Source organism: Rhizobacter sp. P2_D12, assembly GCF_056404395.1.
Genome location: NZ_JBFUEB010000089.1, coordinates 1 through 25,829, shown reverse-complemented (window position 1 = coordinate 25,829; position 25,829 = coordinate 1). Strand labels below are relative to the sequence as shown.

Sequence of the window (25,829 nt, the reverse complement as noted above, 5' to 3'; positions counted from 1 at the left end):
GCCCGGCCCCCGCGCCCGGCCCCGCGCCGGCACCGGGCCCGGCGCCGCAGAGCTGTGGCGCCYCCGGCTCGCAGATCGCCGGCAACCATGGCCATGCGCTGACCATTCCGGCCGYCGACCTCGATTCGACGGTCAGCATGACCTACAGCATCCAGGCCTCGGCCTCGCACAACCACAACGTGACCTTCACGCCGGCCCAGCTGCAGGCGCTGAAGGCCGGCCAGTCGGTGGTGGTGACCTCGACCACCGACTCGCAGCACAACCACGTCGTCACGTCGAACTGCACATGAGGGCGCTGCGCTTCGCGGCGGGGCTGGGCCTGTGCCTGGTCCTCGCCGCACCGGCGTTCGCCATCGACGCCGGCCAACCCGCGCCCGACATCGACCTGCCGGCCGGCAGTGCGCCGGCCGGCAGGCTGTCGGGCCTCAAGGGCAAGTTGGTCTACCTCGACTTCTGGGCCTCGTGGTGCGGCCCGTGCCGGCAGTCGTTCCCGTGGATGAACGAGATGCAGCGCAAGTACGGCGCGCAGGGGCTGCAGGTGATCGCGGTGAACCTGGATGCGAAGCGTGCCGACGCGGACGCCTTCCTCGCGCAGGTGCCGGCGCAGTTCACGCTCGCCTTCGACGCGGCCGGGCAGTCGGCGAAGCGCTACGGCGTGAAGGGCATGCCGAGCTCGGTGCTGATCGGACGCGACGGCCGGGTGCTGTCCATGCACCAGGGCTTCCGCGAGGACGAGCGCAGCGAACTCGAGGCACGCCTGGCGGCGGCGCTCGCGACACCGTAGTTCCACCCCCAACCGGATTCGAACCGATGCGAAAGATGCTTCTGGCAGCCTGCTGCCTGGGGATGGCCGTGCTGTGCGGCTGCTCGGCCTGGGCGCCGCCGCAGGCCTGGGAGAAGGGCCACCTGGCCCGTCCCGAGATGACGATGGGCGGCGACCCGCTCGCCGAACGCTTCGCGCAGCACGTCTACGCGAGCAAGGAAAGCGCGGCCGGCGGCTACGGCGTCGGGGGAGGCGGCTGTGGCTGCAACTGAGCCCCGCTCCACCCGCGGCGCGCTGGTGCTGGCGGCGCTGGCGATCCCCGGCGTGTGGGCCGGCGGCGCACACGCGCAGGCCGCGCCCGAGCACGGCCTGGTCGCGCTGAAGCACCTGCACTACGAGGACTCGCAGCCCGGCCTGCACCGCATCACCGTCGACTCGCCATCGTTCTACCTGTTGGCGCCGATCGGCACGCGCTGGTCGGTGGAAGGCAGCGTGGTGGCCGACTCGCTGTCGGGCGCGACGCCGCGCTGGCAGACGGCCGTCTCCAGCGCGTCGACCATGCACGAGGAGCGGCGCGCCGGCGACCTGAAGCTGACGCGCTACTTCGACCGTGCGTCGTACAGCCTCGGCGCCAGCGTGTCGCGCGAGCACGACTACGACTCGGATGCGCTGTCGCTCGGCGGCAGCTGGGCCAGCGAGGACAACAACACCGTCTGGCACGTGGGGGTCGGCGGCAACCGTGACCGCATCCAGCCGACCGAGGGCAGCAACGTCGGCACCGACCAGCGCCGGCGCAGCGGCACCGAGTTCATCGTCGGCGTGACGCAGGCGATGTCGGCGGTCGACCTGGTGCAGGTGGACGTCAGCCACAGCCTGGGCCACGGCTACCACGACGATCCGTACAAGGACCTGGACTTCCGCCCCGACCGGCGGCGCCAGGCGACGCTGCTGCTGCGCTGGAACCACCACGTGGTCGACAGCGCGTCGACGCTGCGCACCAGCTGGCGCTACTACCGCGACAGCTACGGCATCGGCGCGCATGCGCTGCAGGCGGAGTGGGTGCAGCCGTTCGGCAACGCCTTCGCGCTGACGCCGCTGCTGCGCTACTACACGCAGAACGCGGCGCGCTTCTACCGCGAGGCGGCGTATGACGCGAACGGCCTGCCGGTCTACCCGGTGCTGCAGCCCGGCCAGCTGAACTCGGGCGACCAGCGGCTGTCGGCCTTCGGGGCCTTCACGCTGGGGCTGAAGGCCGAATACAAGCTGGACGCGCTGTGGACGGTGGACGCGAAGTTCGAGGCCTACGAACAGCGTGCGAGCTGGCGGGCCGGCACGCAAGGCTCTCCGAACCTCGCGCCGTTCCGCGCCCGCTCGGTGCAGCTGGGCCTGAGCCGGCAGTTCTGACACGACCCGGGAGAGAACCGATGAAGACCCTGCTGGTGCGAGCGCTGCTGCTGCTCGCGTCGTCGCTGCCGCTGCACGCGGCGGCGGCCGACGATTTCCTCGATCCCGAGGCTGCCTTCAAGCTGACGGTGCAGGCGCAGGACGCGCAGCACGTCGCGATGCATTTCGCGATCGCGCCCGGCTACTACCTGTACCGCGAGCGGCTGAACGCGCAGGCGCAGCCGGCGGCCGCGGCGGGCGGCGAACTCGCGCTGCCGCGCGGCAAGACCAAGTTCGACGAGACCTTCCAGAAGGAGGTCGAGTACTTCCGCGACCAGGTGACGATGGTGCTGCCCATCGCCGCCGACGCGTCGCCGTTCCGGCTGACGGTGGGCAACCAGGGCTGCGCCGACAAGGGCCTGTGCTATCCGCCGATGAGCCGGTCGTTCGACCTGAAGCCGGTGGCGGGTGGGTGGACGGCCGTCGCCGTGGCCGACGGCGAGGCGGCTGCCACCGCCGGCGCCGCAGCACCCGTGGTGGCCGCTGCGCCCGCCCCGATGCCCGAGACCAGCCGCTTCGCGAACGCGCTGCAATCGCGCAGCCTGCTGACGGTGGCCGGCGTGTTCCTGCTGGCCGGCCTGCTGCTGTCGTTCACGCCCTGCGTGCTGCCGATGCTGCCGATCCTGTCGTCGATCATCGTCGGCCAGCGCGGCACGGTGTCGCGCCTGCGCGGCTTCTCGCTGGCGGTGGCCTACTCGCTCGGCATGGCGCTGGTCTACACCGCGTTCGGCATGACGGCCGGGCTGCTCGGGGAAGGCCTGGCCGCGGCGCTGCAGAACGCCTGGGTGCTGGGCGCCTTCGCGCTGCTGCTGGCGGGCCTGTCGCTGTCGATGTTCGGCGTCTACGAGCTGCAGATGCCGAATGCGCTGCAGAGCAAGCTGACCGAGGTGTCGGGCCGGCTGCAGGGCGGGCAGTACCTGGGCGTGTTCGTGATGGGCGGGCTGTCGGCGCTGATCGTCGGGCCCTGCGTCGCGGCGCCGCTGGCCGGTGCGCTGGTCTACATCAGCCGCACGCACGACGTCTGGCTGGGCGGCATCGCGCTGTTCTCGCTGGCCTCGGGCATGAGCGTGCCGCTGCTGCTGGTGGGCGTGTCGGCCGGTTCGCTGCTGCCGCGCGCCGGGGCCTGGATGGACCGCGTCAAGCATTTCTTCGGCGTGATGCTGCTCGGCGTGGCGTTGTGGATGGTGTCGCCGGTGCTGCCGTCGTGGGGGCTGATGGTGGGCGCGGCGGTGCTGCTGCTGGCCAGTGCGGTGTACCTGGGCGCGTTCGAATCGGCCGGCAGCGCGGCCTCGCCGCGCCGTGCCGCGACGCGCGGCCTGGGCCTGGTGCTCGCGGTGCTGGCGGTGCTGCAGCTGGCGGGCGTCGCCTCCGGTGGGCGCGACCTGCTGCAGCCGCTRCAGCACCTGGGGGGCGGCGGCACGCTGGCCGCGCGCGAGGCGTCGCCGCTGAGCTTCCAGCCGGTGGCCGACCTGGCGGCGCTCGACGCCGCGGTGCGCGCATCGGCCAAGCCGGTGATGGTCGACCTGTATGCCGACTGGTGCGTCGCCTGCAAGGAGTTCGAGTCGCTGACCTTCACCGACCCGGCGGTGCGCGAGCGCCTGGCCGGCCTGACGCTGCTGCGCGTGGACGTGACGGCCAACAGCGCGCAGGACAAGGCGCTGATGCGCAAGTACAGCCTGTTCGGGCCGCCGGCGCTGCTGTTCTTCAAGCCGGCCGGCGAAGAGCGCAGCGAGGTTCGGGTGGTCGGGTTCCAGGATGCGGCGAGCTTTCGCGAGCACCTGGACCGGGTGCGCATGAACTGACGGCGAGGTGATCGATCGCACCTGAGCCAATGTTCCGACACTGCTCGAAGCCTCGGGGGCCGAGACTTTTGAATCCCACGGACGCACAGGGCCCCGGGGATGTAGACTTTTTCGCCAAGTTCGCCCCAGTCATGATGCGACCGAGAAAGGAACACGATGCCCCGTCCCGAGGAACGGCCGACGATGGCCCAAGCGCTGCGCAGCGCAATTCGCATGGAGAGCGGCGACTATCTCGCCGATGCCTACAAGTTCCTGTGGATGGGCGGCCCACTCTATCGCTGGAGCACGAAGGAACCCGAGTTGATCTTCAAGGAGGGCTGGACGCGGCAGGACGGCTATGACGACATCGTCAAGCACACGTCGGTGGCTCAGGGCAAGGGGTCGAACTGGCTGTCGTGTTCGCTGAGCCGCACTGCGACCCAGGACTACGGCACCTACTGCTACGAGATCCTGCTGACGCATCCGCATACCAAGGCAATCGACGCCAACGCGATGGTGAAAGCGATGACGAAGCACCTGAACCCGCATTTCGCGCAGCAGGAGATCTCCGTCTACAAGAAGATCGCCGCGAGCGAAGTTCGCGGCTGTTGGGTTCCGATTCCCGAGGCCAAGCGGGACATCACGCGCGACCTCGCCCTCACCAGTGGGCATCTCTTCTTCGAAGAGGAGTATGAGTACGTCGTGAACCCCGGCTACGTGAAGTAGCGTTGCGTCGCCGCCTGGTCCATCGCAAATCTGGCGCGAACAGGCAGCACGGAACAGATCGGCGCACTAGCGCATCGTCGACAGTCGCCCGGCGACGAAATCCAGGAAGCACACGATGCGTGACGCGAGCTGGGTGTTGCGGTAGTAGACCGCGTTGATGGGTTGGCGCACCTCGACCGTCTCGCGCGCCAGCACCTGCACCAGGTCGCCGCGCTGCCGGTCGCCGGCTGTCATGAAGTCCGACAGGCAGGCGATGCCAGCGCCCTGCAGCGCCAACTGGCGCAGCGTCTCGCCGCTCGACGCGGTCAGCGTCGGCACGATCGGCCATTCGTCCCCTTGCGCATGCCGCAGCGGCCAGCGGTTGAGCGACTCCGGCTGCGTGAAGCCGAGCAGCGCATGACTGCCCAGCCCGGCTACCGTCTTCGGCCGTCCGTGCTCGGCGAGATAGGCCGGGCTCGCCAGCACGCGGATGCGGCTGAGGCCCAGCGGACGCGCGTGCAGCGTCGAATCGCGCAACGCGCCGATGCGGATCGCGACGTCGGTGCGCCGCTCCAGCAGGTCGATGTTCAGCTCGTCGGTGTCGAGTTCGAGCGTGATCTGCGGGTAGGCGCGCCGGAAGTCGGGCACCAGCGGCACGATGCTGTGCAGCATGAACGACGTCGCCGCGTTGACCCGCAGGCGGCCGGCCGGTGCGCCGCGGCGCGACGCCATCTGCTCCTCGGCCGCGTCGATCGACGCCAGGATCGCGCGCGTGTGCGCCAGGAATTCGCGTCCCTCCTCGGTGAGCTCGATGCGGCGCGTCGTCCGGCGCAGCAGCGTCGAATCGAGCTTCTTTTCGAGCCGGCCGAGCGCGCGGCTGATGCCGGAGACGGTCTGGCCCAACTGGGCCGCGGCGGCGGTGATGGAGCCGGCGTCGACGACGGCGACGAAGGCCTGCAGCTCTTCCAGCGTGGTCTTCATGCCGGGATTATTGATCCGCAGGCAAGAGTCAATCGATGGACCGGGGCTTTTTCTGCAACGGCGCAGGACCCACAGTCCGCTCCATTCCTCCTCTTCATCGAACGGATACCTCGCATGAACACGACCCTCATTCCGCCGCTCGGCCTGGGCACCTTCCGCCTGAAGGACCAGGTTGTCGTCGACTCGGTCAAGACCGGCCTCGAACTCGGCTACCGGCTGGTCGACACCGCGCAGATCTACGGCAACGAGGCCGAGGTCGGACGTGCGATCGCCGAGAGCGGCGTCGCGCGCGGCGATCTCTTCATCACGACCAAGGTCTGGGTCGACAACCTGGGCAAGGGCAAGCTCGTCGCGAGCCTGAAGGCCAGCCTCGCGAAACTGCGCACCGACCACGTCGACCTCGCCCTGGTCCACTGGCCGTCGCCGGGCAACGCGGTGCCGGTGGCGGAGTTCATGGGCGCGCTCGCCGATGCGAAGGCGCAGGGCTTGACGACGCGCATCGGCGTGTCGAACTTCAACATCGCGCTGATGAAGGAGGCGATCGCCGCGGTCGGCGCGGACGCGATCGCGACGAACCAGGTCGAGCTGAGTCCCTTCCTGCAGAACCGCAAGCTGGTCGCGTTTGCGCAAAGCCAGGGCATCCACGTGACGTCCTACATGACGCTGGCCTATGGCAGGGCGCTGCACGACCCGGTGATCCAGGTCATCGCCGCGGCGCACCAGGCCACGCCGGCACAGGTGGTGCTGGCCTGGGCGATGCAGCTGGGCCATGCGGTGATTCCTTCGTCCACGAAGCGTGAGAACCTGGCCAGCAACCTGTTGGCGACCTCGTTGCGGCTGGGCGAGGACGACATGGCGCGGATCGCGACGCTCGACCGCGGCGAACGCCTCACCAGCCCGGACGGGCTGGCGCCAGCCTGGGACTGATCACGCGCAGGCCAGCCGACGCAACAGCGGGTTGTCGATCGTCTCGACCAGCAGGCGCGCCGCCGAGCCGCTGCCGGCATCGCCCAGCGCCGCGCCATGCAGGTGCGCCCGCGCCAGCAGCTCGCGCATGCCGCAGCGCGCCGCGACGGCCTGCAACTCGGCGACCCAGGTGGGGGCTTGTGGCAGGGCTTCGCGCACCGCCAGCGCGCACAGGGCTTCGAGCACGTGGGCACGGCCCCAGACGTAGGCGTCGGGCAGGCGTGCGCTGCGTGCGAGGGCGTCCAGCAGCAATTCGACCGCGCGACCGGTCTGGCCGCGCACCGCGGCGACGCAGCCAAGGCCTCGGCCGGCCAGGCCTTCCCAGCACGGATCGCCGATCTGGCAGCCGAGCGCGAAGGCATGTTCGAAGCGTTCAGCCGCCGCATCGACGTCGCCGCGCAGCAGGTCGATCTCGGCGCGCAGCGACAGCGGCCAGGGCACGAAGGCCGTCCAGCCCTGCCGTGCCATCGCGACCGAACGGTCGAGCATCTCGCGTGCGGCATCGAGATCGCCGCGCAGCAGGCCGATCCGGCCGTGCATGGCCAGCGCGTAGCAGCGCTGCCGTTCGTCGCCGGCGTGGCGCTCGGCCTGCTGCAGCGCGTCCAGCGCGGCGCCGTAGTGCGCGGTGTCGCTGAGCGTCGAGCCGAGCACCGTCGCGATGCGTGCGTGTTCGGCGCGGTCGTCGCCGGCCAACGAACCGGCACGCCGCAGCCAGACCTGGGCACGTTCGTAGCGGCCGCGCAGGAACTCGACATAACCCAGCTCGCGGCCGGCCGCCGCGGCGAGGGTCGGGGATGCGGCGGGGGCGACGGCGAGTGCTTCGTGCAGCGCGGTCGCGCCCTCCTCGTCGCGCCCGCGCGCCGCGTGCACCAGCGCCGTGCCGAGCGCGATGCGGCTGCGCATGCGCAGCACGTCGTCGCGCGTGGCGTCGGCTTCGGCGATGGCGCTGCGCAGGCATTGCAGCCCGGCCTCGAGTGCACCGGCGGCGATGGCGGCCTCGCCGGCCTCGAGCTGGGCGAGGGTCGCGGTGCGACCGGTCGCGGCGGGCGCGGTCGGACGCGCCGTCGAGGTGCGCAGCGCCGCTTCCAGCGCCGCCCCCGGCGCCACGCCGAGTTCGCGCCGGAACAGCTCGCGGCAGGCGGCCGCCTGGCGTGCGGCGCCGACGCCGTCGCCGGCCGTGGCCAGGCTGCGCACCAGCAGCGCCTGGAAGTCTTCGTCGAGCGGGTTCAATGCGACCAGCCGCGCCGCGAGCTCGGCAGCCTGGCCGGGGGCCGCCGCCGCCAGGCGGGCCAGCGCCGCCTCGTGCAGCAGGGCCTCGGCGGCGGCCTGCAGGCGGCGGCGCGTCGCACCGAGCCAGACCTCGAAGGCCGGGCTGCTGGCGAAGCTCATGCCTTCGAGCAGCTCGCGTTCGAGGCCGGGCACGGCCTGCAGGTCGCTGCCGGAGAGGATCCGCTGCGCATCCACCTGGACGCCCGGCGGCAGCGACAGCGTGTCGCCGCGCAGGCCGTCGTCGCCCAGCAGGCGCCGCAGTTCGCTCAGGTTCCAGCGCAGCGTGCCCAGCGGGTCTTCGGCATCCTCGAACAGCAGGCCGGCGAGCCGCGTGCGGCTGGCCGGCCCGTCGCATGCCAGGTAGGCCAGCAAGGCCCACACCTTGTGTCCGCGCGGGGCCGGCTTTGCGCGGCCGTCGCATTCGACCAACGGTGTTCCGAGAAGACGGATCGCGAGCCCCATGGGCCGAGGCTCGCACACCGGCCGCCTGCGTGCAAGGGCGGTGGCCACCGCTCAGGCCTCGGCCGTCGTCGGGTCGATCACCGACAGCACGCGCACGACGCTGTCGGCCGGGAATCCGCCGCGCCGCGCGTGTTCGCGCACCAGCTCCTCGCTGTCGGCGACGTAGACGCAGTACATCTTGTGGGCGGTCACATAGCTTTGCTGCCATTGCACGCCGGTGCCGAGCTGTTGCAGCACGCTGCAGGATTTCTGAGACACGGCCCGCATCTCGGCGGGTTGCAGGTCGCCGAGGCCGGGGATGGAACGTTCGATCACATACTTGGGCATCAGGAGCTCCAGGGGGTTGATGAGGCCGCCACGATGCGCGCGCGGCGTGTGAGCCGGCGTGTGATGGAAGGGGGCTTGTCCTGAGCGGGTTGGAAGGATCAGGGGAGCGCGCGCCGGTACTGGATCGCCTCGGCGATGTCGGGGCCGTCGATCGCGGCCCTGCCGGCCAGGTCGGCGATGCTGCGCGCGACCCGCAGCACGCGGTGGAAGCTGCGCGCCGACCAGCCGAGCTTGGTCGACACCGCGCGCAGGAAGCCCGCGGTCGCCGCATCGAGCACGCAATGCCGGTCGAGCGCGTCGCCGGCCAGCTGCGCATTGCGGCAGCCCTGGCGTGCGAGGGCCCGCTGCTGCGCCGCCTGCACGCGCAGCGCGATCGGCGCACTCGGCTCGCCGTCGGGCGCGGCGGCCAGCGCTTCGGCCGGCAGCGCCGGCACCTCGACCTGCAGGTCGATGCGGTCGAGCAGCGGGCCGCTGATGCGCGACTGGTAGCGCAGCACGAGGTCGGGCGAGCAGCGGCAGGCGCGCTGCGGGTTGCCGAGATGCCCGCACGGACAGGGGTTCATCGCGGCGATCAGCTGGAAGCGCGCCGGGAAGTCGGCCTGGCGCGCCGCGCGCGAAATCGTGATGCGGCCGGTTTCCATCGGCTCGCGCAAGGCCTCGAGCGCCGAGCGCGGGAACTCGGGCAGTTCGTCGAGGAACAGCACGCCGTGGTGGGCCAGCGAGATCTCGCCCGGCCGCGGCGGTGAACCGCCTCCGACCAGTGCCACCGACGAGGCGCCATGGTGCGGGCTGCGCAGCACGCGCTGCCGCCAGCGCGCCGGCCGGAAGCTGCCGCTGATGCTGAGCACCGCTGCCGACTCGAGCGCCTCCTGGGCCGACAAGGGCGGAAGCAGGCCGGCGAAGCGCTGTGCCAGCATCGACTTGCCGGTGCCGGGTGGGCCGACCATCAGCAGGCTGTGACCACCGGTGGCGGCGATCTCGAGTGCGCGCTTGGCGCCGGCCTGGCCCTTGACGTCGCGCAGGTCGGGCGGTGCGTCCGCCGCCTCTGCGCGGGGCGGCATCGCGCGCGGCAGCGGCTCGCGCGGCGCTGCGTTCCCGGCGCCATCGACGTTCTCGCGGCGCAGCGCCTGCACCACGTCGAGCAGGTGGCGGGCGCTGTGGATCTCCAGGCCGTCGACCAGCGCCGCCTCTTCGGCACTGGCCTGCGGCAGCACCAGCGCGCGCACCGGGCCGCCGCTGCCGCGGGCCTGCAGCGCGAGGGCCATCGCGAGTGCGCCGCGCACCGGCCGCAGCTCGCCGGCCAGCGACAGCTCGCCGGCGAACTCGAAGCGCGCGAGACGCTGCAGGTCCAGCTCGCCCTGTGCCGCGATGATGCCCAGCGCGATCGGCAGGTCGAAGCGGCCGGACTCCTTCGGCAGGTCGGCCGGTGCCAGGTTGACGGTGATGCGCTTGTTGTGCGGGAAGGCGAGGCCGCTGGTCTGCAGCGCGGCACGCACCCGTTCGCGCGCTTCCTTGACCTCGGTGTCGGCCAGCCCGACCAGCGTGAAGCTCGGCAGCCCGTTGGCCAGGTGCACCTCGACGGTGACCTCCGGGGCGTCCAGGCCGTCCAGGGCCCGGCTGTGGACGACGGCCAGTGTCATGCGCGCTCCCTCTTCGCTTCGTAGGGCCGCGATTCTGCCGAGGCAGGGGACTTGCCGACACGGGGCATTTGTCCCCTTGTGCCGGCAAATCGTCAGATCGTCAGCTCGCGCTCCACGTCCTGCGCCTTGCGCCGCGCCAGTGCCAGGTTGGACTTGGACTTGTCGAGCACGAAGTAGACGAACACGCCTTCCTTGCGCGAGACCGGGCGGATGATGTGGTACTGCTTGCCCAGCGTGATCAGGATGTCGTCGATCACGTCGTTCAGACCGAGTTGGCGCATGGTCTTCAGCTTCGCGCGCACGACCTCGGTGTTGCCGGCGGCGGCCACTTCGAGGTCGACGCCGGAGCCGGCCGAGCCGAGCATCATGCCGCTGGCGGAATCGACGACGGCTGCGCACATCGCGCCGTCCACGGTCAGCAGGTCGTCAAGGGATTGGCGGATGGTTGCCATGGGTCGGTCTTCTTTCGTTGGGGATCGGAGGGGGCGAGGGCTTGGGGTCGTGCAGCAGGCGCCCCAGCGTGCGCACCATGCATTGCCAGGCGATCCAGTCGACGCCGCGGTGGCGCCCGTGCGCGACGAGCAGCACGTCGGGGTCGGTGGAACACGGGAACACCGCGAGCACGCCGTTCGCGTGGTACATCACGGCCGCGGCCAGCGTGCCCAGCCCGGCGAAGTGCAGCTTCTGCCGGTCGTGCAGCCGCCAGTAGTCGACGGCCGCCTCCCAGACGGGCTCGGTGCCGCTGCGCGATGGCGCGCTGGCATGCCACACCAGGCCGGTGTTGGCGTCCACCAGCGCGCAGCCGAAGATGCCGGGATGCGCGGCCATGCGGTCCATCTCCGCGATCACCTGCTGCAGGTTCATGGGTGGCCCATCAGCTGCTCGGCGGCAGCGAGCACGTGCAGCACGCGGCCGAGCAGCATGCCTGCGTCCGCGAGCACGACGACGACGATGGACTGGCCGCGCAGTTGCATGCAGCGCACCACCAGCCGCCCGTCGCTGGCGTCGATCACCAGGCAGCGCGGCGTGCCGATGCCGCTCTCGCGGCTGGCGACCTCGCCCAGCGCCGCGAACGAGCTGACCAACGCCGCCAGGCGGGCCGGCGCCACGGTCGCGCGGCCACCGTGCGCCAGCTCGAAGCCGTCGGCGCTCGCGATCACGACCGCACCGGCACCATCGAGCTCGACGAGGAGCTTCTGCACCGCGCGCAGCGCGTGGTCGGCAATGTCGGCGGAAGAGACGGCAAAGAGGGTCGACACGACAGGGTCCTTCAAGCTCGGGTCTGGGCCAGCGCGAGCACCATGTCGACCAGCATCAGCACGTCATCGCGCCGGCGCACGTCGACCGCCACGACAGGGAAGACTAGCCCGCGCGACGCCAGCAGGTCGGCGTGGTCGTCCACCGTCGGCCGCGCACGGCCTTCGGTGCGGCCGATGCCGGCCACGCAGCTCATGTTCGGCAGCAGGTCGCGCCAGGCATCGAGGTAGGCCGCGAAATCGGCCAGCGGGTCGGGCCGCGAGTTGTCGATCAGGAGCACCAACCCGGCCGCGTCGGTGGCGACGATGCGCCACATGAACTCGAAGCGCGCCTGCCCGGGCGTGCCGAACAGGCGCACGCACTGGCCGTCGCCGATGTCGACCTGCCCGAAATCGAGGCCGACGGTGGTGTGGGCCTTGTCCAGCCGCGCATCGGAGTTGCGCACCTCGGTGGTCACCGGCGGCGTGTCGCTCAGCGCCGCGATCGCGGTGGTCTTGCCGGCACCGGGCGTGCCGGTGAACACGATCTTGAAGTCCTTCATCGGCCGAGGCCCAGGCTGCGCCGGATGCGGGTGATCAGGCCGGTGGGGACGGGCGTGCGGCGCGGCGCGGCGGGCGATGGGGCAGGTGAAAAGGTGGGCAGGGAGGTGGACGGCGCAGTGGACGAAGAAGCGGACGACGGCTGCACGTCGAGGAAGCCGAGCGAGACCAGCGTGGCGGCGAACTCGTCGCACAGCGACCGCTCCACGTTGCTCAGGCGCGCCAGTTCGTCCAGGTCCAGGTGCCGCGACGACAGGAAGCTCGCGAGCGTCCGGTGGTGGCGATGGGCCTGCAGCACCGCCGACGGCGGCCAGCGCAGCAGCCGGCAGCGTGCGCCCGGCAGCAGCGAGGGCAGCAGCGCCGGCGTGGTCTCGCCCAGCGGTTGCGCGGTGATGTAGGTCAGCGCGGCGGGGGCCGGCGCCTTGCCGAGCAGCCGGCCCTCCAGCGCGCACAGCGCGTCCATGAAGGCGTCGTATTGCAGCGGGCGCACCAGCGCATTGCGGCCGACCGGGCGGCCCGGCCGTGCGTCGGCGACGGACAGGCTCGGCATCGCACCGGGCGCAGCGCGGGGCAGGTCGCGACCGCACAGCAGCAGGTGGGCCGGGCCGTCGTCGACCAGTTCCCAGCTGCACTGCAGGCGGGAGCAGCCGACGCGCAGGAAGGCCGCGATGCGCGCGAGGTCGTTCTCGCTCAGGTCTTGCGCGAGCAGCTTGAGCCGGCTCGGGGAGGAAGGGTTCTGCACGGGGACTGCGGAAGGAAGCTGCACGCATCATCGGGACGGGCGCAGACGCTGTCCGCATCGATCGATGATCGAAAACTGATCGGCCGCAACCCGTCGGTCGCGCTGCGACTTTTGTCACTTTGGTGCAATTCGCGGCGCTCGCGGGACCGATTTGGTGTCATCCGATTCAGCGGAACTTGCATCCCGTTGCATGGCGTCTCGCCACACCAACGCCCCCTGCGGTGTTCATCGTTTCTTCAATGTTCCGTCAAGTCTCCCGATGTCGCGCCTCACACAATCGCGCCGCACTTCGACGCAACTGGAGCTTCACGATGGACACGCCTCGCCAACACCCGACACGCGCCGCCGCGGCGAGCGCATTGCTGTGCTCGCTGGTGCTTTCCGCTTGCGGGAGCGGCAATGATCCGGACACCGCCGCGGCACCGGTGGCTGCACCTGCGCCTGCGCCGGCCGCAGCCCCGGCACCGGCCCCGGCCCCTGCTCCCTCTCCCGCGCCAGCACCTTCGCCTGCGCCTGCGCCCGCACCGGCACCTTCGCCGGCACCTGCCCCTGCACCCGCACCCGCACCCGCACCCGCACCTGCACCCGCACCTGCACCCGCACCTGCACCCGCACCTGCACCCGCACCTGCCGCCGGCGACAACACCCGCGACATCGCCCCCACCACCGGCTGGGCCAGCCAAGCGGGCGGCACCAGCGGCGGTTCGACGGCGGCCGCCTCCGCGGTCTACAAGGTCACGACCGCCACCGAGCTGCTGGCCGCGCTGAAGGCCGGCGGCGACGCGCCGACGATCGTCAAGGTGATCGGCACCATCGACATGGCCGCGGCCGACAACGGCGGCGCCTTCAAGAGCACCAGCGACCAGAAGGCACGCGCCCGGCTGGCGGTGAAGAGCAACACCACCCTCATCGGCGCCGGCAGCAACGCCGGCCTGGTCAACGCCTACATGACGGTCAGCGGCGTGCAGAACGTCATCATCCGCAACCTGCATGTCGTCAACCCCTGCGACGTCGGCCCGGTGTGGGACCCGAACGACGGCGACGACGGCAACTGGAACTCGCAGTACGACGGCATCACGGTCGATGGGTCCGCCCACGTCTGGATCGACCACAACACCTTCACCGACGCACCGCAGACCGACGACCTGTCGCCGGTCGAGAACGGCAAGGTCAAGCAGTGCCACGACGGGGCGCTCGACGTGAAGAACGGCTCCGACTACGTGACGGTGTCGAACAACGTCTTCGACCAGCACGACAAGAACAACCTGGTCGGCTCGTCCGACAGCACCACCAGCGACGACACGCACCTCACGGTCACCTTCCACGGCAACCTGTTCAGCCAGGTGACCGAGCGCGCGCCGCGCGTGCGCTTCGGCAGCGTGCACGTCTACAACAACTACTACGAAGGCAGCAAGTCGCACCCGGTGTACGCGCACCAGTACAGCATCGGCGTGGCCTACAAGGCGAAGATCATCTCGGAGAACAACGCGTTCGACATCCAGGGCGCGAGCGGCTGCACCAGCGTGTTGAAGAACCCCGGCTCGTCGGGCAAGACCGGTGCGATCAAGGAGAGCGGCTCGCTGCTGAACGGCGCGGCGCTGGACATCAGCCAGTGCAGCTTCAGCGCCGCGGTGGGCTGGACCGTGCCTTACGCCTACGGCACGGCCTTGCTGCCGGCCGCGAGCGTGAAGGCGGCCGTCAAGGCGTCCGCGGGCTCGGGCAAGCTGGCGGTGCCATCGTGAAGCGCGCCGCCTCCCTGTTCGCGTGGGCCGCCGTCGTGGCCCTTGTCGCGTGCGGCGGGGGTGGCAGTGGCGGTGGCAGCGGCGCAGCGGGCAGCGCCGCGGTGGCCGGCGGCGGCACGCCGTCGCAGGCGCTGTCCCCCGCGCGAGCGGTGAAGGCACCTACTACGGTGCCACCGGCGAGGGCCAGTGCAGCTTCGATGCCAGCCCCGGCGACCTGATGGTGGCGGCGATGAACGACCACGACTATGCCGCTGCAGCGGCCTGCGGCGAGTTCGTCTCGGTCAGCGGGCCGAACGGTTCGGTCACGGTGCGCATCACCGACCGCTGTCCCGAATGCAAGCCCGGCGACATCGACCTGAGCGCCCAGGCCTTCGCGCGCATTGCCGATCCGGTGGCCGGGCGCGTGCCGATCGGCTGGCAGGTGGTCGCGGGCGACGTGCAGGGTCCGCTCGCGTTCCGCTTCAAGGAAGGCAGCACCCGCTACTGGACCGCGATCCAGGTGCGCAACCACCGGCTGCCGGTGACCGGGCTCGAGATCAAGCCGACGGGCAGCAGCGCCTGGATCGGCGTCGCGCGCACCGACTACAACTACTTCGTCCATCCGGTGGAGATCGCCGCCGGGCCGATCCAGGTGCGCGTCACGGCGCTGGGCGGCGCGACGCTGGTCGACGTGTTGCCGGAGCCCGCGGGCGGGCTGGTCGTGGAAGGCGCCGCGCAGTTCCCGTGACCCTGAAGTGCTTTGTCAGCGGACGTGCCCGACCCCCACGCCCGCCGACACCCACGCCGGCACCTTGCGGGCCGGCCAAGGCGACACGAGGCTGCCCGATGGCACCGCCCCGGCGGCGTCCAGCACCGCCGGGTCCTCGGCGAAGTCGTTCGTGGCCGCCATCGGATTCGCGATGTTGGGTTCGCAGGGGCGGCCCAGCGCCGCGCTGCAGGCGGCCTTGCTCGCGGGGGTCTGCGCCAGCAAGGCATGGACCGGGCCGGCTTCTGCGCTGCGCAGGATCGGCACCGGCACGTTCTCGAAGTAGTTGCCCTCGGCCAGCACGCGCGTTGCGCGGCCCGCCGCGTCGAGCGCGTGCCGGGCCCCGTCCTGGAAATGGTTGTTGACCAGGTGGACCAGGGCATCGCCCTCGACGTGCGGACCGTGCTCCGAGAAGTCGTGCAGCCAGTTGTAGGCGAAGGTCATCCGGCCCTTGCCGCAGAACAGCAGGGTCCCGTCCTGCCTGTCGTCGCGGCGCGCCGACGCGGCGCCTTTGCCGTCGAACTCGTTCCACGAGATCGTGACATCCGCGGCCGCACCGCCGCGGTCGCCGGTGCCGGTCGCGATGAACTGGCGCCCGACGCGGGCGAAGCGGTTGTGGTCGATCCACACGCGGCTCGCATCGGCAATCGCCACCGCATCGCCGCCGGACACCGGCCCCTCGCCGATGTCGGTGATCGACAGGTTGCGGATGACGATGTTGCTGACCCCGCTCTGCAACAGGAAGCCCCTGCCCTTCACCGCCGCGGTGGCGCCGATGCCGAGCACCGTCTTGTTCGACCCGACCAGCATGCCGCGCAGCGCCGCGACGCTGCAGTTGCAGGCCCTGGCGGTGGCGACGCCTTCCGTGTCGGCGAGGGCTATCGTCGTCGCGATCTCGACGGTGCGCGGCGCGGCGTCGGTGCACGCGCCGCCGGATGAACTGCGGCACAGCTCGTACTTCAGCTGCGCCGGTGTGCTGACCCGCACCGTCGCCCCGCCGGCCCCGCCGGTGACGACGGCAGCGGCGCCGACCGGCCCGGCCGCGTTCGCGGACACCGCTGCCGGCTGCATGTCGCCGCCGGCGGCCGGTTCGGCATCGGCCGTCGGCTGGCTGCCGCCACAACCCGCCAGGGCCCACGCCACGGCCAGCCAGCCCCATCGCCGGCCGCGATCGCCGATGAAGCTCATCTGCGCTCCCGGGCCGTGGTCGCCCGCACATGGCCCGGCATGCGCTGCGCCTCAGTGCAGGAAGCGTCCGTCCGCGCCGAGCATCGTCATCTCGACCAGGTGTCCGCCGTTGTGGCTGTCGGGGCTGAACGTCAGGTGGAAGCCGCCGGCATCCCAGTCGTGCATCGATTCCAGCGCGCCGATCAGCTTGGCGCGCGTCAGCCCCTTCCCGGCGCGCCGCAGGCCCTCGGTGATGGCCTTCGCGGCGATGAAGCCCTCCATCGAGCCGAAACTGCGCGTGGGCACGCCGGCCCGGTGCATGGCTTGCGCGTACTCGCGCTGGATGGGGCTCGCTTCCGCCCAGGGGAACGGCACCACTTCCGAGATCTGCACCCCGGCGCCGGCGGCGCCCAGCTCGTCGGCCAGCGACTTTCCGCCCACGTACGACAGGCTGACGAACTGGCCCTTGTAGCCGCCCTTGCGCATCTCCTTGATGAGCGCGGCGCACGAGATGTACGAGCTGACCAGCACCACCGCATCGGGGTGCGCGGCCAGCAGCGCCTTCGCAGCGGCCGCGACGTCGGTGCTGTTGCGCTCGATCGTCGCCACCGTGCCGAGGCTCAGGTTGCGCTTCTTGCGCGCCCGGGTCACCGCGTCCATGCCGGCGATCCCGGCGGCGTCGTTCTGGTGGAACACTGCAATGTGCGTCAGGTTGGTGATGCTCAGCTGCTCGACGATGTGTTCGGCTTCCTCGATGTACCCGGAGCGCAGGTTGAAGACGTAGCGGTTGAACGGCTCGCGCAACGCGGGCGCCCCCGACGACGGCGCGAACAGCGGCACCTGTGCGGCGGTCAGCACCGGCAGCGCGGCCAGCGTGGTCGAGGTACCGATGTAGCCGACCAGCGCCAGCACGCCGTCCTGCTCGATCAGCTCGCGCGTGTTCTGCACGGTGCGGGCCGGGTCGTAGGCATCGTCCTTGGCGCGCAGCTCGATCTTGCGGCCGTTCACGCCGCCGGCTTCGTTGACGGACTGGAAGTAGGTGCGTGCGCCGAGGTTGAACTCGGTGGCCAGCTGCGACGACGGGCCGCTGAACGGCGCCGACTGGCCGAGCACGATGGTGTCGCCCACCATGTCGCGCTCGGCCGCATGGCCGGCGAGGCCGAACGAACAGGCGATGGCGCACAGCGCGAGGCGAAGTCGCATGGATCTGCCTTTCAGGACAGGAAAGTGGCTCACTGGACGATGCGGCCGTCGCTGCCGAAGATGCCGAAGTTCACGTACTGCGAGCCGCTGCGCCCACGCGTGGTGAAGTCCAGCATGTAGCCGCCGACGTCGAAGGCGGCGGACGTGCGCAAGGTCGTCGCGACGGCCTCGGGCGTGATGCGCGGTGTCTTCTCCAGCGACATGACCAGCGCCTTCGCGGCGATGAAGCCTTCCATCGAGCGTGCCGACAGGTCCGGGTTCGCCGCCGCGGCCTTCAGGGCCAGGTACTCGCGCACCACCGGCCGGCTCGGCTGCGACGGCAGCGGCAGCACGATGGAGAAGGCATAGCCGCGCGCACGCTGCGTGCCCAGCGCCTTCAGCAGCGCATCGGTGTCGATGATCGACATGCCGTACAGCAGAGCGCGGCCACCGGCCGCCTCGTACTGGCGCGTGAACTCGATCGCGGCGGCCGTGGTGGCGCCCAGCACCACCACCTCGGGTGCGGCGGCGACCATCTGCGCGACCGCGCTGCGCACCTCGACCGTGTTGCGCTCGTAGCCGGCGCGGGCCACCAGCGTCATGCCGAAGCGGCCGGCGCCCTCCTGCGTGCCGGCCAGCACGTCCTTGCCCAGGCCGTCGTCCTGGTAGACCAGGCCGACGCGGCGGATGCCCAGGTGCGACAGCTGGCTCAGCAGCCGGCCCACCTCGTCGCGGTAGCTTGCCTTCACGACCAGCATGCCGTCGGCGCCCGCCACCGAGGCGGCACCCGAGATCGCGCCGACCATGCTGACATGCGTGCGCGGCAGCACGCCGTCGGCCGCCAGCGCCTCCAGGTTGCTGGTGCCGATGGTGCCGAGCAGGGCCACCGGGGCTTCCTTCTCGATCAGCTCCTTGACCAGCCGCACCGTCTGCTCGGGCTTCTGCGCGTCGTCGCGCGTCACGAAGCGGATCTGCTGGCCCTTGACGCCGCCACGCGCATTCACCGCGTCGAACCAGAGCTGGGCCCCGGCGCGCACCGCCTTGCCGGTGACGGCCTGCGGGCCGCTGAAGGGTGCGACCTGGCCGACGACGATGTCGGCCTGCGCGGCCTGCGACAGCAACAGCGCCGCCAGGCCGGCGGCGCGCATCAGCAGGGACGCTGGCGGGCGGGGGGAAGACTCCATCGGGGTACCTCGGGGCTGTGCTGCTTCGGGACGAGCCGCGAATGTAGGGAGCCCCTGCCGGATCCGCATGACCGCGCGGTGATCGCGGCCTGACCGGTGAATCCCGGCGACGGCGGCGTGATCTGGGTCACGGCAGCGCCGGCATCGCGTCGGGCTCCGGCAGCACCTGGCGCACGTCCTGCGGCAGCTCGCGCTGGCGCGCACGGATGTAGTCGTAGCGGTCCAGCGACAGCGCGTCCAGCGCCGCTTCGTCGGCCATCACGTGAGGGCGCAGGAACACCACCAGGTTGGTCTTGCGGCGCGTGCGGTTCAGGTAGCGGAACAGCCCGCCCAGCAGCGGGATGTCGCCGAGGAACGGGATCTTGCCGGCATCGCTCTCGTAGCCGTCCTCGATCAGGCCGCCCAGCACGACGATCTTGCCGTCGTTGACCATCACGGTGGATTCGATCGAGCGCTTGTTGGTGGCCGGCCCCGCATTGCTGGTGCCCGGCGTCGCGGTCGAGCTGACCGACGACGACTCCTGGAAGATCGTCATGCGGATGCTGCCGTTCTGGCCGATCTGCGGGCGGATGCGCAAGGTGATGCCCACGTCCTTGCGCTCGACGGTCTGGAACGGGCTCGCGCTGCTGCCGGTGGTGTAGCTGCCGGTGACGAAGGGCACGTTCTGGCCGACCACGATCTTCGCCTCCTCGTTGTCCAGCGTGACGACGTTGGCGGTCGACAGGATGTTGGTGCCCGACATCGACTCCAGCGCCGAGGCCACGTTGCCCAAGGTCAGCGTGGCCAGGCTGCTCTGGCTGATGCTKAAGATCTGCTTCCACTGCAGCCCGATGTCCAGCGCCTTGGCGGCGTCCACCTCGACCACCAGCGATTCCACGTAGAGCTGGGCGCGCCGCGTGTCCAGCAGTTCCACCACGGCCCGCAGCTCGCGGAACAGCGGTTCCGGGGCGGTGATGATGAGCGCATTGGCGGCCGGGTCGGCCTGGATGTAGCCGCCGGTCGACGGCTGCGCGGCCGCACTGACCGGCGTCGTCGACTGGGCCGATGCCGACGTGCTGCCGCCGTTGCCGCCCGGGCTGGCGGCGGCGGCCTGCGCCATGATCGGCGCCGTGCCCGACCCGGCGCCGCCGGTGCCCGATACGCGGCCCGCATCGTTTGCCGCGGCCGCCCGCAGCACGGTGGCCAGGCGCGTCGCCTCGGCGTTCTTCAGGTAGATCACGTGGATGTTGCCGCCGGCGATGCCGCCGCCGCCGGCCCGGTCGAGCTGTGCGACGAGGGCGCGGATGGCGGCCAGGCGTGCCGGGTTCGGGGCCCGCACCAGCAACGCGTTCAGGCGCGGGTCGGCGACGACGGACGTCGCCGCCGCACTCGCCGCCGGGGCGGCGGCCTGCGGGGCGCCCTCGGTCATGCGCAGCACCGTTGCGGCCAGGTCGGACGCGATGGCGTTGTGCACCGGGATGACCTCGACGTCGGTGGCGCTCGGCGTGTCGAGTGCGGCGATCAGTTCCTGCAGGCGCGCCAGGTTGTCGCTGTAGTCGGTGATCACCAGCGTGTTGTTGCCCGCGTTGGCCGTGATGGTGTTGTTCGGCGCGATCAGCGGGCGCAGCACCGGCACCAGGTTGCTCGCGTTCTCGTGCACCAGCGGGATCACCTGCGTGACCACCTGGTCGCCGCGCGGGCGCACGGGCGCGCTGGCGGAGACCGGGGCCACGCCGGTCTGCAGCTTGGCTTCGGCCTCGGGCACCACCTTCAGCAGGCCGCGCGACTCGACCACCGCGAGCCCGAGCCCGCGCAGCGCAGCCACGAAGATCTGCCAGGCCTGGGCCGGCGTCACGCCCTGCTCGGTGTAGAGCGACAGCTTGCCCTTGGCGCGCGGGTCGACGAAGACCGGGCGGCCCAGGATGGCGGCCATCGCGCGCGCCGCCGACTCCACGTCGGTGTCGGGGAAGTTGAGCGTCGAGGCCGGTTCGCCGCGGGCCGCGTGGGCCGGGGCCGCGCCGATCGAGAGCGCGCAAGCGGTGGCGAGCGCGAGCACGGCGCACAGGCGCTTCAGGGGTTCCGGCGGGTTCATGGGGCCTTCGGCAACGGATGCGGGCCGCGATGCTAAGGCGGTCCCCCGCGCGCGCCGTCTCGGCGGGGTGGCACCACGGTAAAGAAGCATGTCGGTCGCCGTCGGCGCTGTCACGCGCCATGCGCCGGCGTCACGCCGCTTCGAAGCGCAGGCGCACCGTCGTGCCGCCGCCGGGCCGGCTGTCGATGTCGAGCGTGCCGCCGAGCAGGCGGGCGCGTTCCTCCATGCCGAGCAGGCCGTGGCCGCTGCGGTCGGCCGTCGGGTCGAAGCCGGCACCGTCGTCGGTGATCGCGAGCCGCCACTGGCCGTCCGCGCGCTGCAGCGCCAGGTCGACCTGCGCCGCGCCCGCATGGCGGCGCACGTTGGTGAGCGACTCCTGCACCAGCCGAAACACCTGCGTCGCGGTGTCCGCGGCCAGCCCGTCCGCCGCGGTATCCACCTGCAGCCGGCACGGCACGCCGGTGGCCTGGGTGAATTCCGCCGCCAGCCATTCCAGCGCCGCGGCGAGGCCGCCATCGAGCGCCGGCGGTCGCAGCTGCTTCACGAGCGCGCGCACGCCGCCGGCCAGTTGGTCGATGCGGTCGAGCAGCAGCTGGAACTGCTCCGGCGCCGGCGGCCGCTCGCCGCGCGCGTGCGCCCGCAGCACCGACGCCTCCATGCGCAGCGCCGCCAGCTGCTGCCCCATCTCGTCGTGAAGTTCGCGCGCGATGCGCTTGCGTTCGTCCTCGAGCGTGCGCGTGTTGTGCTCGCCGAGCCGTTGCAGCGCCCCGCGCGACACCTCGAGTTCGGCGGTCCGCTCGGCCACCGCGTGTTCGAGCCGCTTGCGGTCGGCGCGCTGGCGCCGGTTCATCGCCAGGGTCGCCCCCCACCACAGCAGCGCGAGGCCGGCCGCCGCGGACAGCTTGGCCGGGGCCGACAGCCACCAGGGCGGCGCGATGTCGAACGCGATGCGCACCGGCGGTCCGGCGTCGACGATCGCCAGCCGCGGCGCCGCGCGCACCTCGAGCACGTGCGCTCCGGCCTCGGGCGATTCGATCGTCACGACGTTGCCGTCGATCGACTGCCATGGGGCGTCGCCGTGCAGGCGGTATTCGACGTGCAGTGTCCGCGCGCGGCCGATGTTCGGCGTGGCCAGCGTGAACTGCAGGCGGCGCTCGTCCCAGGCGATCTCGTTCGCTGCGGCCGCCGGCACCGTCGTGTCGCCCAGGCGCAGCGTCTCGACCCGCAGCACCGGCGGCGCCGGTGTCGATGTGCCCGGGCGCACCCGCGTGACGCCGGCACTGGTGCCGATCCACGCCGTGCCGTCGGCTTCCAGCAGCACGGCCCCGCTGTCGATGTCGTCCCACAGCAGCCCGCTGCTGCGGTCCAGCTGCGACCATCGGCTGCCATCGAAGACGAAGGCACCGTGGTCGGTGCCGAACCAGACCCGGCCGTCGGGCCCGCTGCGCAGGAAGTAGGCCGCCGGGTCGCCGAAGCGGGCCGCATCGAAGCGGCGCACCCGCCGCGCGGTGCCGCCGGCGTCCAGGACGTAGACGGACAGCCCGTGGGAATCGCAGGTCCAGAACTCCGAGGCACCGACGAAGGTCGCGGGGCCGTTGACCTCGACCGGCTGCCCATCCTCGTCGCGCATCGGCGCCCACGCGCCATCGACGACGCGGGAGACGCGACGTTCGCTGGTGAACCACTCGGTCGCCCCGGCGCCGGCCCCGGCCGCAGGGAACACGACGTCGCTGACCCATTCGCGGTTGGGCAGCCCGCTGGCGACCGGCTCGCGGCGCGATCCCGCGGGCGAGGCGACGACGCGGTCGACGCCATTGCGCCCGGTGAGGTAGATGCCGCCCTCCCGGCCCTGCATCACCTCGACCAGCGACGGGTCGCGGAAGATCGTGTCGGCGCGGGTGGTGCCGGCTTTCAGCCGCATGACGCGGCCCGCCTCGACCCACCACAGGTCGCCGCCCGCATCGAGCGCGAGCCCGTTGACCGCGGCCCTCGGCTCCGCGGCCCTCGAATCCGCGGGCAGCGGCTGGAAGCGTCCGTTGGCCTCGTCCAGCCATGCCACCCCCTGCGCCGTCGAGGTCCACAGGCGCCCGCTGCCGTCGCGCGCGAACGAGAACGCGGCAGGCGCCGGCAATCCGAGCGCCGGGGTCCAGTGGTCGACCTGCAGGTAGCCGGTCCAGCTGTGCAGGCCGCGACCCGCGGTGCCGAGCCAGAACGCGCCCTCGGCATCGAAGAACAGCGCACGCACCAGGGTCTCCGGCAGGCCCTGCTGCGGCGTCCACGCCTGCCAGCGGCGGCCGTCCCAACGCGCGACACCGGCATCGGTGGCGGTGACGATGTGGCCGGCCGGGTCCTCGGCCAGTGCCATGCTGGCCGGCAGCCGCTGGGCCGGGGGGGCGACGACGACGCTGAAGCGGTGTTCGCCCGGTCGCAGCTGCGCGAGCCGGTCGCTGCTGCGCGCCCAGACACTGCCGTCGCGGCCGATCACCAGGTTGCCCCACATGCGGGCCGGCAGGCCCTCGGCCTCGCCCCAGGCCTGCAACGTCCCGTCGCGCCATTCGCACAGCCCGCGCCCGCAGCCGAACCAGAGCGCGCCGCGGCTGGCGCGCAGCGGCCCGGAATCGGCATCCATCGCGCCCGGCGGCGCCGGGAACGCCGGCATCTGCACGCGGTTCACGACCGGTGGGCCCTGCGCGGACACCGTCGCATCGATGGCCCAGATGCGGCTGCTGCGGTCGATGGCGTAGAGGATGCCGCGCTCGTCGACGTCCAGGCGCTGCCCCAGCTCGACGCCGATCAGCGCCCCGCTGGGCTGCGTGACCGCCGTCCACACGGGCAGGCCGTCCTTCTCGCGTCGCAGGAACAGGCCGGCGTCCGTCGCGATCCAGAGCCGGCCGTGCGCGTCGGCCTTCGCCGTCTGCAGCGTGGCGCGCTGCGCCTCGGGCGCCATCGGCTCGCGGCGGATGCGAAAGCCGTCGAAGCGGAACAGCCCGTTCTCGGTGCACAACCACAGCGTGCCGTCGCTCGCCTGGGTCAGGCAACCGACCGCCATGTTGGTCAGCCCGGCGGCCTGCTGGTAGCTCTCGAACACCGCGTGCTGCGCGTGCGCGGCCGCGGCCGCCGCGCCCAGCAGCAGCGCCGCGAGCGCTGCCCGGCCGCGCTCAGTCCACCAGGCCATGCCTCAGCGCGTAGCGCACCAGGTCGCTCAGCGAGGCCTGGCCCAGCTTCTCCATCAGGCGCGCCTTGTAGGTGCTGACGGTGTTGGGCGCCAGCTGCAGTTCGGCGGCGATGTCGGTCGGCGCCATGCCCTTCACCAGCGCGATCAGCACCTGGCGCTCGCGTGTCGACAGCAGCGCCAGCGGCGCCTCCTGCGCCTGCTCGGCGCGGATCAGCTCGGCGCTCAGCGACGGATCGACGTAGCTGCGTCCGCCCGCCACCCGGTGGATCGCGTCGAGCAGCTGCTCGGGCGAGGCGTCCTTCGTCAGGTAGCCCAGTGCCCCGGCCTTCAGCGCGCGCCGCGCGATGTGCGGATCGGCATGCATCGTCAGCACCAGCACCGGCAGCCGCGGGTGCGCGGCGGCGACGCGCTCGATCAGGTCGACGCCGCTGCAACCGGGCATCAGCAGGTCCAGCAGCAGCAGGTCGGCCGCGGCGGCTTCGAGGCCGCCCAGCACCTCGGCGGCCGACGCCGCCTGCCCGGCCAGCACCAACCCGTCGTCGAGTTCCAGCATCTTGCGCAGGCCTTCGCGCACCAGCGCATGGTCGTCGGCGATGAAGACGCGGATTGGGGCCGCTGCGGGCAAGGGGGAACTCATGGGGCCACGGGACGATGTCGATGGTGTGTAGTGATCAGTCTACAGGAAGCTGTCATGAAGCATGCCAATTTTCGTATCGGCAGGGGGAAGTATCGCGATGTGTGATAAGTTACCCGTCGATACCATTCGATTGCGTTGTAGATTAATGTCTACAACATCTGTTGTGGCACTACCTGAGGGTCTCATGTTCAGCTTCCCGTCTCCGCGCCATTTCCCCGACGACGGCTCCCTGTCCCTGGCGATCGCGCCGATCATTCCTGTTGTTGCGCCTGTCCTGGCCCCGGCTGCGGCCGAGCCCGCCCGCAGCGCCCGGTTGCGCTTCGGGCGCTGCGAAGTGCGCATCGCGTCGCGCGAGGTGCTGGTCGACGGCCAGCCCCGCCCGCTGCAGCCGCGCCCGTTCGACCTGCTGGTGTGCCTGATCGAGAGCCGCGACCGCGTGCGCACCACCGACGAGTTGCTCGACGAGATCTGGCGCCACGAGATGGTCCAGCCCGGCTCGCTGGCCGCAGCCGTGATGCGCATCCGCCAGGCGGTGGGCGACGGCGAGGACGGCATCGGCCAGGTGATCCGCACCTACCCGCGCGTCGGCTACCGCTTCGTCGCCGTGCTCGAGGGCGACGAAGCGCGCTGACCTGACCCGCTCAGCCCGGCTGGGGGCGGGTGTGCGGCGCCCACTGCTGCTGCGCTTCGACGAAGCGCGACAAGCCCACCTCGACCACGTCGAAGGCGCGCTGCACCGGCGCGATGTCATCGCCGCGGCGCAGCACCACCAGCATCAGGCGCGAACGCAGGATGGCCAGGCCGGTGCATTCGTCGGGGAAACCGATGTTGCGCAGCTGGTCCAGCGCGCGCCGCAGCACGTCGACCGGCAACGCTTGCGCGGCCTTCATGTCCTGGTGGCGCAGCGTGCTCTCCAGCACGCTCAGGTGGCTCAGCACGCGCCGTGCGCCGGGGTGCCGGGTCAGCAGCTCGTGCAGGTCGTCGGCGATGCGCTCCAACGTCGGCGCGGCCAGGTCGTCGAGCCAGCCCGGCCCGCCGTCCTGCGTCGGCG

Annotated in this window: 25 protein-coding genes and 1 pseudogene; 10 read left to right on the top strand and 16 right to left on the bottom strand. The window is 71.6% G+C overall.

Annotation, left to right across the window (positions count from 1 at the left end; all coding sequences use genetic code 11):
• From AC1DYN_RS24480 to AC1DYN_RS24455, 6 genes are all read left to right on the top strand, one after another.
• A partial coding sequence (locus AC1DYN_RS24480; RefSeq protein WP_477963917.1) for a hypothetical protein occupies nt 1-290 on the top strand: 290 nt, incomplete at its 5' end.
• Entirely contained in the window at nt 287-784 is a 498-nt protein-coding gene (locus tag AC1DYN_RS24475; RefSeq protein ID WP_477963915.1) for a TlpA family protein disulfide reductase, read from the top strand. The genes AC1DYN_RS24480 and AC1DYN_RS24475, both read left to right, overlap by 4 nt.
• Before the next feature lie 26 nt (nt 785-810).
• Nucleotides 811-1,035 carry a DUF4266 domain-containing protein gene (locus AC1DYN_RS24470; protein WP_477963913.1) on the top strand — a complete coding sequence of 75 codons (225 nt, stop codon included), beginning with the start codon at nt 811-813 and terminating at the stop codon, nt 1,033-1,035.
• Nucleotides 1,022-2,167 (top strand): DUF3570 domain-containing protein, encoded by a 1,146-nt coding sequence (locus AC1DYN_RS24465; protein ID WP_477963911.1) that lies wholly within the window; start codon nt 1,022-1,024, stop codon nt 2,165-2,167. The genes AC1DYN_RS24470 and AC1DYN_RS24465 overlap by 14 nt, the downstream gene beginning before the upstream one ends.
• A gap of 20 nt (nt 2,168-2,187) precedes the next feature.
• A complete protein-coding gene (dsbD, locus tag AC1DYN_RS24460) occupies nt 2,188-4,008 on the top strand; it encodes a protein-disulfide reductase DsbD (RefSeq protein WP_477963910.1) in 1,821 nt (606 codons plus the stop codon).
• Between the two features lie 156 nt (nt 4,009-4,164).
• Nucleotides 4,165-4,713, top strand: a complete 549-nt coding sequence (locus tag AC1DYN_RS24455; RefSeq protein WP_477963908.1) for a hypothetical protein — start codon at nt 4,165-4,167, stop codon at nt 4,711-4,713.
• Between the two features lie 66 nt (nt 4,714-4,779).
• On the opposite strand, the gene AC1DYN_RS24450 is transcribed toward AC1DYN_RS24455, so the two are convergent.
• Nucleotides 4,780-5,673, bottom strand: coding sequence for a LysR substrate-binding domain-containing protein (locus AC1DYN_RS24450; RefSeq protein WP_477963906.1), 894 nt, complete (start codon nt 5,671-5,673; stop codon nt 4,780-4,782).
• 114 nt (nt 5,674-5,787) lie between these two features.
• On the opposite strand from AC1DYN_RS24450, the gene dkgB reads away from it, so the two are divergent.
• The gene (dkgB, locus tag AC1DYN_RS24445; protein WP_477963904.1) at nt 5,788-6,600 is read left to right on the top strand and encodes a 2,5-didehydrogluconate reductase DkgB; all 813 of its coding nucleotides are present in this window, start codon (nt 5,788-5,790) and stop codon (nt 6,598-6,600) included.
• Here dkgB and AC1DYN_RS24440 read toward each other — a convergent pair whose 3' ends face one another.
• The 8 genes from AC1DYN_RS24440 to AC1DYN_RS24405 form a co-directional block, all read right to left on the bottom strand.
• Nucleotides 6,601-8,289 (bottom strand): AfsR/SARP family transcriptional regulator, encoded by a 1,689-nt coding sequence (locus tag AC1DYN_RS24440; protein ID WP_477963902.1) that lies wholly within the window; start codon nt 8,287-8,289, stop codon nt 6,601-6,603.
• Nucleotides 8,290-8,421: 132 nt separating this feature from the next.
• Nucleotides 8,422-8,697: a DUF4242 domain-containing protein gene (locus tag AC1DYN_RS24435; protein ID WP_477963900.1), complete on the bottom strand. Its 276-nt coding sequence runs from the start codon at nt 8,695-8,697 to the stop codon at nt 8,422-8,424.
• 98 nt (nt 8,698-8,795) lie between these two features.
• Entirely contained in the window at nt 8,796-10,337 is a 1,542-nt protein-coding gene (locus tag AC1DYN_RS24430) for a YifB family Mg chelatase-like AAA ATPase (RefSeq protein ID WP_477963898.1), read from the bottom strand.
• Nucleotides 10,338-10,429: 92 nt separating this feature from the next.
• On the bottom strand, nt 10,430-10,789 hold the full coding sequence (locus AC1DYN_RS24425) for a hypothetical protein (RefSeq protein ID WP_477963896.1): 360 nt from the start codon (nt 10,787-10,789) through the stop codon (nt 10,430-10,432).
• Nucleotides 10,764-11,201 (bottom strand): hypothetical protein, encoded by a 438-nt coding sequence (locus tag AC1DYN_RS24420; protein WP_477963894.1) that lies wholly within the window; start codon nt 11,199-11,201, stop codon nt 10,764-10,766. The genes AC1DYN_RS24425 and AC1DYN_RS24420 overlap by 26 nt, the downstream gene beginning before the upstream one ends.
• Entirely contained in the window at nt 11,198-11,596 is a 399-nt protein-coding gene (locus AC1DYN_RS24415; RefSeq protein ID WP_477963892.1) for a roadblock/LC7 domain-containing protein, read from the bottom strand. Before AC1DYN_RS24415 ends, AC1DYN_RS24420 begins: the two co-directional genes overlap by 4 nt.
• Nucleotides 11,597-11,607: 11 nt before the next feature.
• Complete coding sequence (locus AC1DYN_RS24410) at nt 11,608-12,135, bottom strand: GTP-binding protein (protein ID WP_477963890.1); 528 nt, start codon at nt 12,133-12,135, stop codon at nt 11,608-11,610.
• Nucleotides 12,132-12,875, bottom strand: a complete 744-nt coding sequence (locus AC1DYN_RS24405) for a hypothetical protein (RefSeq protein WP_477963888.1) — start codon at nt 12,873-12,875, stop codon at nt 12,132-12,134. The genes AC1DYN_RS24410 and AC1DYN_RS24405 overlap by 4 nt, the downstream gene beginning before the upstream one ends.
• A 311-nt stretch (nt 12,876-13,186) precedes the next feature.
• Between AC1DYN_RS24405 and AC1DYN_RS24400 the strand changes: the two genes are divergently transcribed.
• Complete coding sequence (locus AC1DYN_RS24400) at nt 13,187-14,617, top strand: pectate lyase family protein (RefSeq protein ID WP_477963886.1); 1,431 nt, start codon at nt 13,187-13,189, stop codon at nt 14,615-14,617.
• Between the two features lie 49 nt (nt 14,618-14,666).
• The gene (locus AC1DYN_RS24395; RefSeq protein WP_477963884.1) at nt 14,667-15,344 is read left to right on the top strand and encodes an expansin EXLX1 family cellulose-binding protein; all 678 of its coding nucleotides are present in this window, start codon (nt 14,667-14,669) and stop codon (nt 15,342-15,344) included.
• 15 nt (nt 15,345-15,359) lie between these two features.
• On the opposite strand, the gene AC1DYN_RS24390 is transcribed toward AC1DYN_RS24395, so the two are convergent.
• The 6 genes from AC1DYN_RS24390 to AC1DYN_RS24365 form a co-directional block, all read right to left on the bottom strand.
• Nucleotides 15,360-16,550, bottom strand: coding sequence for a pectate lyase family protein (locus AC1DYN_RS24390; RefSeq protein ID WP_477963882.1), 1,191 nt, complete (start codon nt 16,548-16,550; stop codon nt 15,360-15,362).
• Nucleotides 16,551-16,601: 51 nt separating this feature from the next.
• Nucleotides 16,602-17,732, bottom strand: coding sequence for an ABC transporter substrate-binding protein (locus AC1DYN_RS24385; protein WP_477963880.1), 1,131 nt, complete (start codon nt 17,730-17,732; stop codon nt 16,602-16,604).
• Nucleotides 17,733-17,761: 29 nt separating this feature from the next.
• Nucleotides 17,762-18,895: an ABC transporter substrate-binding protein gene (locus AC1DYN_RS24380; RefSeq protein WP_477963878.1), complete on the bottom strand. Its 1,134-nt coding sequence runs from the start codon at nt 18,893-18,895 to the stop codon at nt 17,762-17,764.
• A 127-nt stretch (nt 18,896-19,022) separates the two neighbouring features.
• A complete protein-coding gene (locus AC1DYN_RS24375) occupies nt 19,023-20,966 on the bottom strand; it encodes a secretin GspD/PilQ domain-containing protein (RefSeq protein ID WP_477963876.1) in 1,944 nt (647 codons plus the stop codon).
• A gap of 130 nt (nt 20,967-21,096) precedes the next feature.
• Nucleotides 21,097-24,141, bottom strand: a complete 3,045-nt coding sequence (locus tag AC1DYN_RS24370; RefSeq protein WP_477963874.1) for a sensor histidine kinase — start codon at nt 24,139-24,141, stop codon at nt 21,097-21,099.
• A complete protein-coding gene (locus AC1DYN_RS24365) occupies nt 24,125-24,778 on the bottom strand; it encodes a response regulator (RefSeq protein ID WP_477963872.1) in 654 nt (217 codons plus the stop codon). Before AC1DYN_RS24365 ends, AC1DYN_RS24370 begins: the two co-directional genes overlap by 17 nt.
• Before the next feature lie 184 nt (nt 24,779-24,962).
• On the opposite strand from AC1DYN_RS24365, the gene AC1DYN_RS24360 reads away from it, so the two are divergent.
• Complete coding sequence (locus AC1DYN_RS24360; RefSeq protein WP_477963870.1) at nt 24,963-25,409, top strand: winged helix-turn-helix domain-containing protein; 447 nt, start codon at nt 24,963-24,965, stop codon at nt 25,407-25,409.
• Nucleotides 25,410-25,419: 10 nt separating this feature from the next.
• Here AC1DYN_RS24360 and AC1DYN_RS24355 read toward each other — a convergent pair.
• A pseudogene (locus tag AC1DYN_RS24355) lies at nt 25,420-25,829 on the bottom strand (hypothetical protein); the annotation flags it as partial.

Excerpts from the sequence above, each read along its gene's own strand:
- AC1DYN_RS24450 (WP_477963906.1), bottom strand. The coding sequence starts at position 5,673 with ATGAAGACCACGCTGGAAGAGCTGCAGGCCTTCGTCGCCGTCGTCGAC.
- AC1DYN_RS24390 (WP_477963882.1), bottom strand. The coding sequence starts at position 16,550 with ATGAGCTTCATCGGCGATCGCGGCCGGCGATGGGGCTGGCTGGCCGTG.
- AC1DYN_RS24475 (WP_477963915.1), top strand. The coding sequence starts at position 287 with ATGAGGGCGCTGCGCTTCGCGGCGGGGCTGGGCCTGTGCCTGGTCCTC.
- AC1DYN_RS24360 (WP_477963870.1), top strand. The coding sequence starts at position 24,963 with ATGTTCAGCTTCCCGTCTCCGCGCCATTTCCCCGACGACGGCTCCCTG.
- AC1DYN_RS24455 (WP_477963908.1), top strand. The coding sequence starts at position 4,165 with ATGCCCCGTCCCGAGGAACGGCCGACGATGGCCCAAGCGCTGCGCAGC.
- AC1DYN_RS24380 (WP_477963878.1), bottom strand. The coding sequence starts at position 18,895 with ATGGAGTCTTCCCCCCGCCCGCCAGCGTCCCTGCTGATGCGCGCCGCC.
- AC1DYN_RS24430 (WP_477963898.1), bottom strand. The coding sequence starts at position 10,337 with ATGACACTGGCCGTCGTCCACAGCCGGGCCCTGGACGGCCTGGACGCC.
- AC1DYN_RS24365 (WP_477963872.1), bottom strand. The coding sequence starts at position 24,778 with ATGAGTTCCCCCTTGCCCGCAGCGGCCCCAATCCGCGTCTTCATCGCC.
- dkgB (WP_477963904.1), top strand. The coding sequence starts at position 5,788 with ATGAACACGACCCTCATTCCGCCGCTCGGCCTGGGCACCTTCCGCCTG.
- AC1DYN_RS24370 (WP_477963874.1), bottom strand. The coding sequence starts at position 24,141 with ATGGCCTGGTGGACTGAGCGCGGCCGGGCAGCGCTCGCGGCGCTGCTG.
- AC1DYN_RS24400 (WP_477963886.1), top strand. The coding sequence starts at position 13,187 with ATGGACACGCCTCGCCAACACCCGACACGCGCCGCCGCGGCGAGCGCA.
- AC1DYN_RS24410 (WP_477963890.1), bottom strand. The coding sequence starts at position 12,135 with ATGAAGGACTTCAAGATCGTGTTCACCGGCACGCCCGGTGCCGGCAAG.
- AC1DYN_RS24470 (WP_477963913.1), top strand. The coding sequence starts at position 811 with ATGCGAAAGATGCTTCTGGCAGCCTGCTGCCTGGGGATGGCCGTGCTG.
- AC1DYN_RS24425 (WP_477963896.1), bottom strand. The coding sequence starts at position 10,789 with ATGGCAACCATCCGCCAATCCCTTGACGACCTGCTGACCGTGGACGGC.
- AC1DYN_RS24385 (WP_477963880.1), bottom strand. The coding sequence starts at position 17,732 with ATGCGACTTCGCCTCGCGCTGTGCGCCATCGCCTGTTCGTTCGGCCTC.
- AC1DYN_RS24420 (WP_477963894.1), bottom strand. The coding sequence starts at position 11,201 with ATGAACCTGCAGCAGGTGATCGCGGAGATGGACCGCATGGCCGCGCAT.
- AC1DYN_RS24435 (WP_477963900.1), bottom strand. The coding sequence starts at position 8,697 with ATGCCCAAGTATGTGATCGAACGTTCCATCCCCGGCCTCGGCGACCTG.